18 protein-coding genes are annotated in these 15,533 nt (G+C 43.2%); 10 read left to right on the forward strand and 8 right to left on the reverse strand.

Features of this window, described 5'->3' with window-relative positions; translation table 11 throughout:
* Positions 1–9: 9 nt before the first annotated feature.
* The 4 genes from ACTL4S_RS03525 to ACTL4S_RS03540 form a co-directional block, all read right to left on the reverse strand.
* Positions 10–1,152, reverse strand: coding sequence for a ribonuclease D (locus ACTL4S_RS03525; protein WP_311204636.1), 1,143 nt, complete (start codon positions 1,150–1,152; stop codon positions 10–12).
* A 178-nt stretch (positions 1,153–1,330) separates the two neighbouring features.
* Positions 1,331–1,927: a recombination mediator RecR gene (recR, locus tag ACTL4S_RS03530; RefSeq protein WP_005247207.1), complete on the reverse strand. Its 597-nt coding sequence runs from the start codon at positions 1,925–1,927 to the stop codon at positions 1,331–1,333.
* 13 nt (positions 1,928–1,940) lie between these two features.
* Entirely contained in the window at positions 1,941–2,270 is a 330-nt protein-coding gene (locus ACTL4S_RS03535; RefSeq protein WP_004278699.1) for a YbaB/EbfC family nucleoid-associated protein, read from the reverse strand.
* Between the two features lie 28 nt (positions 2,271–2,298).
* On the reverse strand, positions 2,299–3,486 hold the full coding sequence (locus ACTL4S_RS03540) for an O-succinylhomoserine sulfhydrylase (RefSeq protein WP_180037330.1): 1,188 nt from the start codon (positions 3,484–3,486) through the stop codon (positions 2,299–2,301).
* Between the two features lie 142 nt (positions 3,487–3,628).
* Between ACTL4S_RS03540 and ACTL4S_RS03545 the strand changes: the two genes are divergently transcribed.
* The 10 genes from ACTL4S_RS03545 to ACTL4S_RS03590 all read left to right on the forward strand — a co-directional run bounded on the left by ACTL4S_RS03545 (position 3,629) and on the right by ACTL4S_RS03590 (position 11,736).
* Complete coding sequence (locus ACTL4S_RS03545; RefSeq protein ID WP_441298755.1) at positions 3,629–4,726, forward strand: alpha/beta fold hydrolase; 1,098 nt, start codon at positions 3,629–3,631, stop codon at positions 4,724–4,726.
* Between the two features lie 69 nt (positions 4,727–4,795).
* The gene (locus ACTL4S_RS03550) at positions 4,796–5,668 is read left to right on the forward strand and encodes an NAD(P)-dependent oxidoreductase (RefSeq protein ID WP_441298756.1); all 873 of its coding nucleotides are present in this window, start codon (positions 4,796–4,798) and stop codon (positions 5,666–5,668) included.
* 86 nt (positions 5,669–5,754) lie between these two features.
* Entirely contained in the window at positions 5,755–6,024 is a 270-nt protein-coding gene (locus ACTL4S_RS03555) for a YARHG domain-containing protein (RefSeq protein WP_004278704.1), read from the forward strand.
* A gap of 31 nt (positions 6,025–6,055) precedes the next feature.
* On the forward strand, positions 6,056–6,469 hold the full coding sequence (locus ACTL4S_RS03560) for an HIT family protein (RefSeq protein ID WP_222112182.1): 414 nt from the start codon (positions 6,056–6,058) through the stop codon (positions 6,467–6,469).
* Between the two features lie 344 nt (positions 6,470–6,813).
* Positions 6,814–7,947 carry a porin gene (locus ACTL4S_RS03565; protein ID WP_004278706.1) on the forward strand — a complete coding sequence of 378 codons (1,134 nt, stop codon included), beginning with the start codon at positions 6,814–6,816 and terminating at the stop codon, positions 7,945–7,947.
* A 436-nt stretch (positions 7,948–8,383) separates the two neighbouring features.
* Positions 8,384–8,575, forward strand: a complete 192-nt coding sequence (gene cydP, locus ACTL4S_RS03570; RefSeq protein WP_004278707.1) for a cytochrome oxidase putative small subunit CydP — start codon at positions 8,384–8,386, stop codon at positions 8,573–8,575.
* A complete protein-coding gene (locus ACTL4S_RS03575) occupies positions 8,575–10,161 on the forward strand; it encodes a cytochrome ubiquinol oxidase subunit I (RefSeq protein WP_004731262.1) in 1,587 nt (528 codons plus the stop codon). Before cydP ends, ACTL4S_RS03575 begins: the two co-directional genes overlap by 1 nt.
* Positions 10,158–11,303, forward strand: a complete 1,146-nt coding sequence (gene cydB, locus ACTL4S_RS03580; RefSeq protein ID WP_312327730.1) for a cytochrome d ubiquinol oxidase subunit II — start codon at positions 10,158–10,160, stop codon at positions 11,301–11,303. Before ACTL4S_RS03575 ends, cydB begins: the two co-directional genes overlap by 4 nt.
* Positions 11,304–11,328: 25 nt before the next feature.
* Positions 11,329–11,430, forward strand: a complete 102-nt coding sequence (gene cydX / locus ACTL4S_RS03585; protein WP_004278713.1) for a cytochrome bd-I oxidase subunit CydX — start codon at positions 11,329–11,331, stop codon at positions 11,428–11,430.
* Between the two features lie 3 nt (positions 11,431–11,433).
* Positions 11,434–11,736, forward strand: a complete 303-nt coding sequence (locus tag ACTL4S_RS03590; protein ID WP_004278714.1) for a cyd operon YbgE family protein — start codon at positions 11,434–11,436, stop codon at positions 11,734–11,736.
* A 152-nt stretch (positions 11,737–11,888) separates the two neighbouring features.
* Here the strand turns inward: ACTL4S_RS03590 and rodA are convergent, their stop codons facing one another.
* The 4 genes from rodA to eno all read right to left on the reverse strand — a co-directional run bounded on the left by rodA (position 11,889) and on the right by eno (position 15,512).
* On the reverse strand, positions 11,889–13,028 hold the full coding sequence (rodA, locus tag ACTL4S_RS03595) for a rod shape-determining protein RodA (protein ID WP_004645269.1): 1,140 nt from the start codon (positions 13,026–13,028) through the stop codon (positions 11,889–11,891).
* A gap of 112 nt (positions 13,029–13,140) precedes the next feature.
* Entirely contained in the window at positions 13,141–13,854 is a 714-nt protein-coding gene (gene ispD, locus ACTL4S_RS03600; RefSeq protein ID WP_441298757.1) for a 2-C-methyl-D-erythritol 4-phosphate cytidylyltransferase, read from the reverse strand.
* Positions 13,823–14,215 carry a septum formation initiator family protein gene (locus ACTL4S_RS03605; protein ID WP_004645271.1) on the reverse strand — a complete coding sequence of 131 codons (393 nt, stop codon included), beginning with the start codon at positions 14,213–14,215 and terminating at the stop codon, positions 13,823–13,825. Before ACTL4S_RS03605 ends, ispD begins: the two co-directional genes overlap by 32 nt.
* Before the next feature lie 7 nt (positions 14,216–14,222).
* Positions 14,223–15,512 carry a phosphopyruvate hydratase gene (eno, locus tag ACTL4S_RS03610; RefSeq protein WP_004278719.1) on the reverse strand — a complete coding sequence of 430 codons (1,290 nt, stop codon included), beginning with the start codon at positions 15,510–15,512 and terminating at the stop codon, positions 14,223–14,225.
* Between the last annotated feature and the right edge of the window lie 21 nt (positions 15,513–15,533).

Consider the following 15,533-nt stretch of genomic DNA (forward strand, 5'->3'; position numbering starts at 1 on the left):
TGTAGCCAATCACTCGCTAACTTTCATCTGGGTAGACAGATAAGATTCATCCTGATGCAATACCTGAATCAGTGGCTGAGTCAATAACTCATAGCGCCAGCCAAGCAGATAATCCGGCAGATCCTGCTCGTCCTTATGGAAAACCACATGCTGATACAAGGCATTCAGCCATTTCTTACGCATCAGGACTTCTTTCGGAATTGAGGTTTCATTGACGACGTTCTGAATAACTGAATCAATTTTTTCACCGATATCTTTGGAAGAATGGCGAATTGGACGTGCCAGACGTAAAGGCCAATTTTCCGGCTCCGGCAGGAATTTCAATAAATCTAAAATGGTTTTGCCATGCTCACGAACCACATTCGAACGAATGTCTTTCACATGACTCAGCTGGAAATTATTGCGCGGGAATTTTTCCACCAGATCAATCATGCTGGCATTTTTCAAAATGAAACTGCGTGGCTGATTCAGTGCTTTGGCAATCTGATCACGCCAAACCATTAATTGCTGCAATTGCATCAGCTGACGGCGTGAATGCCGGTAATTGCCGACATCCTGATACAACAAGGCAGTTGGGGTATCTTCGCCAATTTCCTGAGTCAGAAAACGGCAATCTTGCAAGGCAAAATCCAGCAGATCTTTCGAATCCAGATCCTGTTTAATTTTCTCTGACAGTTGCACCAGATAATGCACATCATTGGCAGCATAGAGCAACTGTTCGGAACTGAGTGGACGCGCCAACCAGTCAGAACGGGTCTGGTCTTTTTCGATATCGACTTCCAGCATCTGCTTCAATGCATTTTGATAGCTGACTTGCAGACCATGCCCAAGAAAAGACATGCCAACCTGAGTGTCAAATACATTACTCAGCGATTTCTTCTGGGTATAGTGATAGATCAGGTCGATATCTTCACTACAAGCGTGAAAAATATTCTGCTGTGCGTTAAAAATTTTATTAAGGAACTCAGTCAGATCCAGCGTGGTTCCATCCAACAAATAGACCTTGTTGTCTACGTTAATCTGAAAAACACCCAGCTTAGGCCATAAGGTATCAACCTTGATAAACTCGGTATCCAGCCCATAAACTGAATTCTGATCCATCAGCTTCAGTACATGAGTTAAGTCGTTTTGATGTTGAATAAATTGAAACATAGAACTGAGTCTAAGATTAGATTCTCGATAGATCCATATTAACTGATCTATAGAATTTTTGTATAAAAAATAACGTCAATTCTGCCCTATTTCCTAAAAAATGGCGCTTACTTATCAGAATTTATATTCTAATTAATATCTTTTTTATATTAAAACTAACAAGATATTTAAGCTTAGCTTACTTCATGCGCATCCGGTTATGTACTGCCTGACTCAAGGTATGACTGTCGACATATTCCAGCTCACCACCTTGTGGTACGCCCTGGGCAATTCGGGTCATCTGGATCGGCAAATGCTTACTGGCCTCAACCAGATAATGCGCCGTAGCCTGACCTTCTACCGTGGCATTGGTTGCCAGAATCACTTCTTTCACCTGACCATTGGCCAAACGATGCAATAAGTACGGAATACCGATTTCTTCGGGACCAATACCATCCAGTGGCGATAAATGTCCGCCCAATACATGATATTTACCTCTGAAACTACCACTTTGCTCAATCGCCATGACATCTGCAGGTGATTCCACTACACAGAGCAACTCATCATCGCGATCCAGCGAAGTACAGATATTGCAGACTTCATCTTCAGTCAGAGAATGACAAACTGAACATTCATGAATGTGATTGGTGGCTTCAGTCAGTGCATGTGCCAGACCAATAGCACCCTCACGATTTTTCATGATCATATGCAATGCCATACGTTGAGCCGATTTCGGCCCAACGCTTGGCAAAATGCGTAATGCTTGAACGAGTTGATCAAAACGATCACTAAACATTGCGCATTCTTCCTTAGAACATACCTGCAAGACCAGGCGGTAAACCCATACCTGAGTTCGCTGCTTTCATTCTTTCGTCAGATACCACTTCTGCCTGACGTGCTGCATCATTCATTGCTGCTGCAATCAGGTCTTCGATCATGTCTGGATCATCCTGAAGTAATTCAGGATTGATTTCGATACGCTTCACTACGTTACGGCAAGTCATGGTTACTTTCACCAGACCGCCACCCGCCTCGGCATGCACTTCAGTTTGCGCAAGCTCTTCTTTGGCTTTTTTTACGTTGTTTTCAACTTCTTTCTGCATGCGCTGAGCTTGCTGCATCAACATGTTAATGTTCATAAATATCTCCGAACATAAATTTATAAAATTAAATCAGGTCTAAACCGCGACGAATATCCTGGATAATATCACCAATCTCTTCCAAACCAACAGATACGCGAATCAAACCTTCGCGAATACCGGCAGCTTCTTTGGCTTCAGGCGACAATTTACCATGTGTCGTGGTTGCCGGATGGGTAATGGTCGATTTCACATCGCCCAAATTACCGGTAATCGAGATAAACTGGGTATTGTCGATGACAGTCCATGCTTCCTCACGGCCACCTTTGACTTCAAAAGACACAATACCGCCAAAACCGCTCTGCTGTTTGGCTGCCAGTTCATGACCGACATGTTCAGGCAAGCCCGCATAATATACTTTTTCCACTTTTGGATGCTGGTTCAAAAATTCAGCCAATTGCTGTGCACTTGCTGAATGTTCACGCATACGCAAACGTAGTGTCTCCAAGCCTTTTAGAAAAACCCAGGCATTGAATGGGCTCATTGACGGGCCGGTGGTACGGACATAGCCGAAGATTTCTTCCAGCAGCTTATGATTACCTACCACTGCACCACCCAAGGCACGGCCCTGACCATCCAGATATTTAGTCGCAGAATACACCACCAGGTCTGCACCAAATTTGATTGGTTGTTGTAACACCGGTGTACAGAAGCTGTTATCAATCGCCAATAAAGCATCATTGGCATGCGCAATATCGGCGAGTCCCTGTATATCAGCTACTTCTGCTAAAGGATTCGATGGAGACTCAACAAAGAGAATTTTAGTTTCAGGCTTGATGGCATTTTTCCATGCATCAAGATCAGTCAAATCGACGAAATCAACACTGACACCAAATTTTGCGACATATTTTTCAAACATGGAAACCGTAGAACCGAAGACTGCACGTGAACAAATCACATGATCGCCCGCTTTTAAAAAAGCCATCATCACTGCCATAATGGCTGCCATACCCGAACTGGTGGCAACGGCGCGCTCTGCACCTTCAAGTGCAGCCAGACGCTTTTCAAACATGGTAACGGTCGGATTGGTAAAGCGAGAATAGATATTGCCCGGTTCCTGGCCTGAGAATTTGGCTGCGGCTTCTGCAGCATTTTCATAAACAAAGGACGATGTTAGAAAAATCGGTTCGCCATGCTCACCTTCAAAAGTGCGGGTATGACCGGTACGAATGGCTAAAGTTTCTAATTGGTAAGAAATATCGTCTTGCTGGCTCATCGCTTTACCTCAGCCCTCAGGCTGCCTTTTGTAAAAATTTGCCAACATTTTGAGCGCCTAAGCTATTTCAGGTCAAGGCATAATAAGCGATTATTGCTTAGACTTCGATCAATCCTCCCGCGGATACGGATATTTTATTTACATGATTCAGTTAAAACAAAACTTTCAGCGCCAGCAAAAAAAATTGAAACACCTCAGCACCCGGGTGTTTAATGCCTCCTCACTGATCCTGTCGCAAAAAACCCCTTTTGAATATATTGCCGGCACCGAGTTTTGCAAGATTCGCTATTACGCTTCACCTGAGAAAAAATATAAGGAGCCTCTGGTTTTCATCGCACCCTTGGCCATTAATATGGATATCTATGATCTGTATCCTTATCGCTCTCTGGTCAAGCATTTTCAGCATAGCGGTTTTGATGTCTATCTGGTGGAATGGAAACGCTTTAACTTTAAGCACCGCCACCTGAATTTTTTATCTTTTATCGATGCAGCCATTCCTCAATCCATTGAAACCATCTGCAAGCATTCGGGTAGTCAATTCATTTCCCTGCACGGCTGGAGTATGGCTGGGGTGTTTGTCACGCTCTATACCGCCCTGCATTCGCCTGAACATGTCAAGAATCTGATCGTGGTGGGCAGTCCTATCGACAGTTATGCGTCAGGACGTGTCGGCAAACTTTTTTCTACGACCAATAAACTGATTTCTAAAAACAAGAATCTGCAACAGGCCATTCATCAAGGGCTGATTCCGAAGCAATATATTCATACGCCGGGTATTGTAAATGCCTTGGGCTTCAAGTTACTCGATCCGATCGGCTGGCTTAAAAGCCAGAAGCAGTTTTTGCTGAATCTGGATCATGTCGAAGATGTCTATGAACATGCCACCATGGGGAATTTCCTGAACAAGATGATTGATTATCCAGGTGGGATTAATCAGGACATGGTGCTGCATTTATGGCTGCAAAATCCTTTAAAAAAGGGTTCTATCACTTTGGATGATCGTGTCGTTGATCTTAAAAATATTAGCTGTTCCCTCTTAGTGGGTGCAGGTCAAACCGACCAGATTGTCACAGAACAGTCAGCTAAACCTTTGATGGAATTGACAAGTAGCCAGGATAAGACGTTTACTCTTATACCGGGTGGTCATCTTGGACTAATGTCGAACCAGAAAACAGCCAATACATTCTGGCCAAAAATGACGACCTGGCTGGTGCAGCGCTCCACACGTCTTGATGCTTAAAGCAGATTTCTCGCACCAGAAAAATATTAAAAATTATCAATAGATTTAAACATATTCAGAGGGTACAGCATGATTCAATCAGTGGCATTTATCGGCCTAGGTGCAATGGGTTTTCGTATGGCAGCACACTTACCCGAGCATTTTGATACGGTCTATGTCTGGAACCGCAGCTTTAACAAAGCAGAGCAACATGCGGCTGAATATGGCACCCAAGCCGTCACACTGGAACAGGCCGTACAGGCAGATGTAATTTTTTCTTGCCTGCCCACCAGCGCTGACGTTGAACGACTTCTGGAAAATCTGTCGCTTAAATCCGGTTCAGTCTGGGTCGACTGCACCAGTGGTGTACCGGATTCTGCCCAAAAACTGGCAGTACAACTGGCTGAACATGGGGTAATCTTTCTGGATGCACCGGTCAGCGGTCAAACCATTGGCGCTGAAAATGGCACTTTAACCGTGATGGTAGGCGGTAATGTGCAGGGTTATGAAAAAGCCCTTCCTGCGATGCAGGCTTTTGGCAAGCTGATCAAGCATGTCGGTGAATCTGGCGCGGGTTTTGCAGTGAAGGCCGTAAATAATATGTTAATGGCTGTAAACCTGTGTGCCGTTGCTGAGGGCTTTACTACCTTGAAAGCGCATGGGGTAAACCTGCATGAAGCACTGGATTGTATTAATGCTTCAAGTGGTAAAAGTATGGTGACTGAAACCGTATTGCCACAGCGTATTTTAAACCGCAGTTTTCCTGTAACCTTTGCCCTGCCACTCTTGGCCAAAGATACAGGCATTGCAATCGACCTTGCACGTGAAGCCAAACTTTCTGCGCCTGTGCTCTCGTTGACCCAGAATCTGATTCAGGCGGCCAGCGATCTGTCGGATAAAAACAGTGATTTTTCCAGTGCTGTGAAAATGTATGAATCATGGAGTAATATTACCATCGAGTAATATCTCGCCATTGAATAATGATAACGAAACCTCATATTGTGACTAGTAGGCAGGCACATATAGTGGATAACCCAGAGGAAACTCTCATGAAGAAATTTTCTGTTGCAGCATTGATTGGCTTTGCAACTTTGTTCGGGGCTTCAACATCGGTTCTTGCATCTGAACAAGAGTGCAAAAAATTAAAAAATGATCATGACGTGATTTATGCGTCTAAAGGTTTCTGTTTCAAAGATCCTGAAGCAAAAGCCAAGTTTGGTAATGACAATTGCTATACAACCAAGCCAAAATTCTCGGAAAAAGAGCAACAACGTCTTGACGCGATCAAAGATCGTCAGAAAGAATTGAACTGTAAATAATTCAGTTTAATAACGCTCAAGGAATGTACTTATGACTTATGATGATCAGAATATTTTTGCACGAATTCTACGCGGTGAACTTCCTGCGATAAAAGTGTATGAAGACGACCAGGTTCTTGCATTTATGGACATCATGCCTCAGGCAGAAGGTCATACACTGGTTGTTCCGAAAACTCCGGCAATCACTTTACTGGATCTGCCACCTGAAGCGGCTGCCTATACGATTCAGATCGTACAGAAAGTTGCAAAAGCCATTGAAAAAGCTTTAGGTGTGGATGGTATCGTACTGATGCAGTTATCAGGTGCCGCAGCGGGTCAGACCGTACCACACGTACATTTCCATCTGGTTCCTACCTCTTTGCACAATCTGGGCAAACATGCTGCACAGATGGGCGACCAGGAAAAAATTAAAGCGCTGGCTGAGAAAATTAAAGCTGCCCTTTAAGCTATTCTTAATACCTAAAAATGGAGCCTCGGCTCCATTTTTTATGTCTAATGTATTTCAATCTTGATTAAGCCAATAAAATATCAGTAAAAGTCACCTAGCCTATTTTTAAGTTTTGCAGCAAACACCGAGCTTAGCTGTATTTGCATCAATCCTGCTTACCCCACTCGTAATCCTATAAAAAATAAGACAATGATTGTCTTTAATATTTCTGAAATATTTCCTTAATCATATTGACTTATTTGTAATGAATACTTGGCACCAATAGAGCAGTAGATGTTTCAAAACAATACTGAAACTTGTTTTTAAGACGATGAATAAAAAAGTCTTTATTGGAGCAACACATGAAAAAAACGTTATCTGCATTAGCAATCGGGGCAACAATTTTAACACCAGTGATGGCAGCTGCTGCTGATGTTAAAGTGTATGGTCGTGCACACGTTTCTTTAGATTATCTGGATGATGGCCAGGATTATAACGAAGTAGGTCTTTCTTCAAACTCTTCACGCTTGGGTTTTAAAGCTGAACAAAAATTAGAAAATGGTATGACCGTATTTGGTCAAATCGAACAGGAAATTAACTTTGCAAGTGGTTCTGCAAACGATGATGTTGAATTTGCAACTCGCGATACTTTTGTTGGTTTAAAAGGTGATTTCGGTCAAGCGCGTATCGGCCGTTTTGACAGCCCATTCAAAGTAGCACGTGGCCCGGTCAACTTCTTTGGTGATATGGTCGGTGATGTTCGTAACGTCACACGTGCTGGCAACTTGCGTTTTGATGAACGTAATAACAATACCATTGAATATAAATCACCTAAGTTTGGCGGCGGCTTTAATGTTTTAGCAGCACTTTCTTTACACGAAGGTAATAGCCCTGATAGCGTGTCAACGTCTTCACCAAAAACTACTGTAATTGAAACTGTGAATGGTCCAGTAACAGTAGTCGTACCGGGAACCACAACTACTACCAATAAAGATAATCGCGATGATAAAGCATACGACCTCGCTTTAACCTATAAAGAAGGTAAAGTTGATTTTGCTGCTGCCTATGAACATTATGAAGAAGATGCAGGTCGTGGCGAACGCGATGGTTTCCGTATTGCTGGTGCTTACAAAATCACCCCTGAATTCAATCTGGGCGGTTTATACCAATTCCTTCAACATGATAATTCTGAAGCAAACCCAGATGCACAAGTATTTGGTGTAGCCGGTGAATATAAATTTGCACCAAAAACCTCATTCCGTGGTGAAGTATTCCACCGCGATGTCGATGCCGATGATGCGAATGCAACTTTACTGGCAATCGGACTTGAACACCGTTTAGATCCAACAGTCCGCATTTATGGCAACATAGCAACTGTACTAAATGATGAAAACTCAAACCTTACCCCTTGGGCACAAGGTCGTACCAATGCTGTAGGTGGCGCACGCGGTGAAGACAGCCTAGGTCTTTCTCTAGGCATGCGTTACGACTTCTAAGTCCAGTCTCCCTCACAAAGCTTAAAAAGAACATGCCTCCAGCATGTTCTTTTTTTGGTGTGTTTTTTATCAATATAAATATGATGTGAAAGATTATGATACTGATATTCAACTCTTATAAAACCAACCAATTTAGTTAGATTAATTTTATTCTTTATTTTAAAACCAAGCATTTTAATCAGATTAAAAAATATTAATCCAACTAAAATAATCTACATTCAAATATATAAATATAAGCATTTTAGTCGGATTTAAAAATCAAAAAAATTACATAAAATAATAAAAAATATTTAGAATAAATTTTAACTTATATAAATATATATTTATCATTTTCAAATACTTATAAATATATATTTATTTAAACTGTATCGTCTATTTATTTTTTAGTTACAATAGATTAATAATATACAACAAGTCATATAACAGGCTTAGTCGAATGAGCTTAGTTCCCAAAAATCTAAACCAGAGAGTGGTTAGAGAAATAACCGCCATTTTAATTATCAAGGTTATTTTACTGATGGTAATTAAAAACATCTGGTTTGATGCGCCTACGATTCCTAAAAATTTTGATAACCAAGTCGCCGAGCGTATCGCCGGCAATCCTTCCCAAATCCAGGAGACACGTTGATGATTTCTGAAAGCGTGGTCGATCTCTCGCGGTTCCAGTTCGCCATGACCGCGATGTATCACTTTATTTTTGTTCCACTGACGCTAGGTCTGGCATTTCTGCTTGCCATTATGGAAACCACCTATGTGATTTCCGGCAAAGAAATCTATAAAGACATGACCAAGTTCTGGGGAAAACTGTTTGGTATTAACTTTGCCTTAGGGGTAACCACCGGCCTGACCATGGAGTTCCAGTTCGGAACCAACTGGGCATATTACTCGCATTATGTCGGTGATATTTTCGGTGCACCGCTGGCGATTGAAGGTTTGATGGCCTTCTTCCTTGAATCGACGTTTATTGGCTTGTTCTTCTTTGGCTGGGATCGCCTGTCCAAAGTACAACATCTGGCCGTAACCTGGCTGGTGGCTTTGGGTTCAAACATGTCCGCACTCTGGATTCTGGTCGCCAATGGCTGGATGCAAAACCCGGTCGGTTCGGCATTTAACTATGAAACCATGCGTATGGAAATGGTGGACTTTGCTGCATTGATCTTTAACCCGGTCGCTCAAGTTAAATTTGTGCATACCGTATCTGCCGGTTATGTCACAGGTGCCATCTTCGTCCTGGCTATTTCAAGTTACTACATGCTGAAAAAACGTGACCTGCCTTTTGCACGCCGTTCTTTTGCCATTGCAGCCATCTTCGGGCTTGCTTCTACACTTTCGGTGATTTTACTGGGTGATGAATCAGGTTATGAGCTGGGTGATGTACAGAAAACCAAACTGGCAGCGATTGAAGCAGAATGGGATACTCACCCTGCACCTGCGCCATTTACTTTGTTCGGTATCCCGAATAAGGAAACCATGACTACAGATTATGCAGTGAAAATTCCTTATGTAATGGGTCTGATTGCTACACGTTCTACGACTGAACAAGTTACAGGTATTAAGGACCTGCTGGTTCAGCATGAAGCGCGTATCCGTAATGGTATGGTGGCCTATTCGCAACTGGAAAAATTACGTGCTGGTGATCAGTCTCCAGAACTGAAAACCGCTTTTGAAGAAAGCCAAAAAGACCTCGGTTACGGTCTGCTGCTGAAGAAATACACGCCAAATGTCGTTGATGCCTCTGAAGAGCAAATCAAAGCAGCTGCTAAAGATACCATTCCACACGTACCAAGTCTGTTCTGGGCCTTCCGTGCCATGGTTGCTTCTGGCTTCTTGATGCTACTTCTATTTGCACTGGCAACTTTTGCGGTAGCAAAACGTAATGCTGAAAACAAACCATGGTTATTGAAATTTGCATTATTTGCACTTCCTCTGCCTTGGGTTGCTGCGCAAACTGGCTGGTATGTGGCAGAAGTAGGTCGTCAACCTTGGACCATTGGTGAGGTATTACCGACACATCTTTCAGCATCAAGCTTAAGCACAGGTGATGTCTGGGGTTCAATCCTTGCATTGGCAGCATTCTATACCGTGTTACTGATTATTGAAATGTATCTGATGATCAAGTTCTCACGTCTTGGCCCAAGCTCACTGCATACCGGTAAATATCATTTTGAAAAGCTTGCAGCTGCAGAAAAGGCAAATGGGGAGACTCAAGCATGATCGAATATGAATTATTAAAAATCATTTGGTGGGTGCTGGTCGGCGTATTGCTGATTGGCTTTGCCCTCACCGATGGCTTCGATATGGGCTCCATGGCGATCATGCCATTTGTGGGCAAAAATGATAGCGAGCGCCGTGCAGCGATCAATACCATTGCGCCACACTGGGACGGTAACCAGGTCTGGTTTATTACTGCCGGCGGTGCTTTGTTCGCTGCCTGGCCAATGGTCTATGCAACTGCCTTCTCCGGCATGTACTGGGCACTGTTGCTGGTCCTGTTTGCCCTATTCCTGCGTCCGGTCGGTTTTGACTATCGCTCAAAACTGGAAAATACCAAATGGCGCAATTCATGGGACTGGGGTCTAGCCATTGGTGGTGCAGTGCCTGCATTGGTCTTTGGTGTGGCATTCGGCAACATGTTCCTAGGTGTACCATTTACTTTAGATGAAACTGTACGTTCTACTTATACTGGTAGCTTCTTTGCCCTGCTGAATCCGTTTGCGATTGTCTGTGGTCTGGTCAGTTTATCGATGCTGTGTGCACATGGTGGTGCATGGTTAATGCTGCGTACTGATGGTGACCTACGCCAACGTTCTGCCAAAGCAACACAAATCATGGGACTAGTGTATTTAGCAACTTTCCTGGCAGCCGGTGCATGGTTGTATTTTGGTGGCATTCAGGGCTATACCTTAGTTACACCTTTTGATACCAATGGTGTTGCCAACCCGCTGGCCAAAGAAGTATTGACCAATGCCAATCCAGGCTGGATGAACAACTATTCGACTTATCCAATCACGATGGCAGCGCCTATTGTCGGCATTTTGGGTGGCTTGATCATTGTCTTGGCAGCAGGTAAAAACAAAGCAGGCCTGAGCTTCCTGGGTTCATCTCTGGCTGTCATCGGTGCAATTCTAACTGCTGGTTTTGCCCTATTCCCTTTCCTGATGCCTTCAAGCATTAACCCGGTTGCAAGTCTGACTATGTGGGATGCGGTATCTAGTAAAAATACTTTAACGGTCATGACCGTTGCTGCCTGTATCTTTGTTCCACTGATCCTGATCTATACCACTTGGTGTTATTACAAGATGTGGGGCGTAATTACCAACAAACACATTGAAGATAATTCACATAGCCTGTACTAAGGCTATGTCTTAAGGAGAGACAACTATGTGGTATTTTGCCTGGATTCTGGGTGTACTGATGGCATGTTTTGCCAGTGTGATTGCTGCCATTTACATGGAACAACACCAAGACCTGGATGAGGAATAAAACATGACAGAAGCTGCGCTTGAGAAAACCGTTGTAGACAAGAAACCAAACAAATTTGCGATGATGATTTCCTGCCTCCTGGCTTTTCCTCTCGCAGCAGTGTTATTGGTTCATCCTTCTGCAATGCTGGATGCCAACGGTGAATATAGCCATAGTGCCATGATGTATATCATGATTGGTATTTCTGGAGGCTTTGTCCATGGTGTTGGCTTTATGCCGCGCCACTGGTTCTGGAAATGGTTGTTTAGCCCTTTCCTAGCATGGCCTTTAATGATCTGGGGTTATTACACCTGGTTTCTCAGTTAAAGTATGAAATTAAAAAGCCCTCATTTGAGGGCTTTTTAATTTCATACGAATTCTAAAATATTCTTCTTTTTTCTTCTGGCCAAAACAGGATTTTTAAAACAACTTATTTTAAGTATATAAAAAGCCGGAACCAGTCCGACTTTTAGAATGATTTATCGATGAGTATGAATCGACATCACAATGCCCATCCCGGCCAGCATGGAAATCACTGCCGTTCCACCATAACTCATGAGCGGTAATGGATCTCCAGTTACGGGTAAAATCCCGCTCACCATGCCTGAGTTTAAAAATACAAAGAAGAAGAAAGTCAGTCCCATGGCTCCAGCATATAAACGGCCAAAGTTATGAAAGCTGTTTAAACCAATCATCAGACAGCGAATAATAATGGCAGTGAATAAACTAAACAGCAGGAAAACACCGATAAAACCGAATTCTTCGGCATAAGTCGACATAATAAAGTCAGTATGATGTTCAGGCAGATAACCTAAATGTGATTGGGTGCCTTCGGTATAGCCTTTGCCCGTGGAACCACCTGAACCAATCGCAATTTTGGACTGGATGATATTCCAGCCTGCACCCAAGGCATCCGATTCCGGATCAAATAACGTGGTAATACGTTTTTTTTGATACTCTTGTAGCACGAACATCCATGCAGCCGGAGCTGCCACAGCTACCGCCGCTGCTGCACCACCAATCAGACGCCACGACATCCCACTTAAAAATAGAACAAAAATACCAGGAATTACCAAGCCAATGTTCAAGTCAGGCTGAAGTGCCACCAAAACAAATGGTACGCCCAATAGAATCAAAGCCCCGACAATATGCAAAAATTTGGGAGGAAATGGCTTACGTGCAAAATACCATGCCATCATCAAAGGCATGGCAAATTTCATCACCTCACTAGGTTGCATGCTTCCCACCCCTGGCAAGGTAATCCAGCGGGTTGCACCCAAACGTTTTTCACCAATCACAAAGACCAGAAGCAGCATGAAGATCCCGAAGGCATACAGGTATGGACTAATCGCCTGATAGACTTTCGGTGGAATCTGCGCACAGATAAACAGCAGCACAAAACCAATTCCAAAACTGATCGCCTGACGCACCACCATGCCAGAGTCTTCGGATGTCGCGCTATACACCACCATTAAACCCAGGATTGCATTGAGAACCAGAAAGCACAATAACCAGGGATCAAGGTGCAACTTGGTCCATCGAGATGAATCTTGCGGGTTAATACTACGTCCATCACGCAAAGAGTGACGTAAAAACCGATACTGCTGTGAAGGTATCATTGGCCAAAAGGTGAAAAAGAATGATGGCAAAATTATAAGTGAAAGCTATAGCGAATAGATCGCTATAGCCAGATTTATTCTGCTTTTATTTAAATATTATTTGAATATATTTTTAAGCCTGAGCCTGTAAAATCAGCTTGGCCAGTTCCAGATCGTCCGGATAGGTAATTTTAATATTATCGGAACGCCCTTGTACTACACTCACCTGTTCGCCGATATGTTCCAGCGCACTGGCTTCATCAGTAATCGTAGCACCATCTTGCAAAGCCTGCTCAATCGCCCGTTTCAACACACCTAGCTTGGCCATTTGTGGTGTTTGTGCCTGCCAGAGCATCGAGCGATCCACTGTTTCCTCGATATAAAAATTGGTTACTACACGCTTAAGTGTATCTCGCACCGGGATGGCCAGAATCGCAGCCTGATCATTTGTAATCGCCGTATTGACCAGTTGTTGCAGACAATCCAGACTGACACAGGGACGCGCCGCATCATGTACCAGCACCCAATCATTTTCAGAAGCGATTTGAGATAAATAGTTCAGTGCATTTAACACGGAATTCACCCGCTCGGCACCACCCAAACAAAAATGGGCTTTCTCCAGACTGGAAAATGGCAATGTTTTTGCCACGTTGTCCTTTGCACCAATCGCCAGGACATAACCCATCAAAGGCAGTTGATTCAGACGAGCCACCGTATGTTCAAGAACAGTTCGCTCTTGAATCATCTGATATTGTTTCAGTTCTATTTTAGAGAAACGGCTACCGGAACCTGCAGCTGGAAGAATGACCCAAAGTTTAAGGTGTGGTTGGTGCTTCAGCTGACTCATTGGTTCGCAGGTCTACTTTAGAATTAGGATTAAGATAGATCGGTTTATATTGAGTACTGATCGTGCTCATTTGAATAAAAGTTTCGCGTGGCTTAATCAGACCAAGATCTAAACGCGCATGTTCTTCGATGGCTTCAATACCATTCTTCAAATCATAAACTTCTGCTGCCAGAACGCGATTACGCTCTTTTAGCTCATCATTCAATTCCATTTGTTGTTGGATTTTCTGGGTCAGTTGCTGATGATCATGATAACCACCTTCACCAAACCAGTATAAATATTGAAACCCTGCGATCAAAATGATCGCAAGGCCCAACAGTACTTTACTCGCAGTCGAGTCGAATACATTTAACATTGACATAAGTCGCTTAGTTCAAACCTTTGAACTCAGCTTTACCGCGATATGCAGCATTAGTCAATTCTTCAATACGAAGTAATTGATTATATTTCGCTACACGGTCAGAACGGCAAAGTGAACCCGTCTTGATTTGACCCGCTGCTGTACCTACTGCAAGATCAGCAATCGTTGAATCTTCAGTTTCGCCTGAACGGTGTGAAATTACCGTAGAGTAACCATTTTCTTTCGCAAGGTAGATGGCATCTAAAGTTTCAGTCAAGGTACCGATCTGGTTATATTTAATCAGAATCGAGTTACCCACTTTTTCGTTGATACCACGTTGCAGGATTTTAGGATTCGTTACGAACAAGTCATCGCCAACCAATTGGATCTTGTCGCCAAGAATAGAAGTCAGGTAAGACCAGCCTTCCCAGTCAGATTCGTCCAGACCATCTTCAATCGAGATAATTGGGTACTGGTTTACAAGACCTGCTAAATAGTCAGAGAACTGGTTGCTTGTGAACGCTTTGTTGCCTTCACCCGCAAGAATGTACTGACCATTTTTGTAGAATTCTGAAGATGCACAATCCAGCGCAAGCATGATGTCAGAACCTGCTTTGTAGCCAGTTTGACCAATTGCTTCAAGAATAACCGTAATTGCTTCTTCGTTTGAACGTAAGTTCGGTGCAAAACCACCTTCATCACCTACCGCAGTGTTTAAACCTTTTTTGTTTAATACTGATTTAAGTGAATGGAAAATTTCAGCACCGGCACGTAGCGCTTCAGAGAATGAAGTGAAGCCTACTGGCTCAATCATGAATTCTTGAATATCGACGTTGTTGTCTGCATGTGAACCACCATTGATGATGTTCATCATTGGTACAGGCATGGTCAAAATCGTTTGACCGCGAAGATCTGCGATGTATTGGAAAAGAGGAATTTTCTTTTCTTCAGCAGCAGCGCGCGCAGCAGCCAAAGACACTGCCAAAGTTGCGTTTGCACCTAATTTTTCTTTGTTTTCAGTACCGTCAAGCGCGATCATCGTGTTATCGATGTCTTTTTGTTCGAATACTGATTTACCGACCAAAGCGTCACGGATTAACGTATTGACGTTATTTACCGCAGTTTTAACGCCTTTACCTAAGTAACGCGCTTTATCGCCATCACGAAGTTCTAAAGCTTCACGAGAACCAGTTGAAGCACCAGATGGTGCACATGCACGGCCAACTACGCCAGATGCTAAGATTACGTCTGCTTCGATGGTAGGGTTACCACGAGAGTCCAAAATTTCACGTGCACGAATGTCAACGATTTGGCTCATGAACTATTCCTCAGTTGATTA

Origin of the sequence: Acinetobacter lwoffii, assembly GCF_052078135.1 — a bacterium.
GTDB classification, from domain to species: domain Bacteria; phylum Pseudomonadota; class Gammaproteobacteria; order Pseudomonadales; family Moraxellaceae; genus Acinetobacter; species Acinetobacter lwoffii_Z.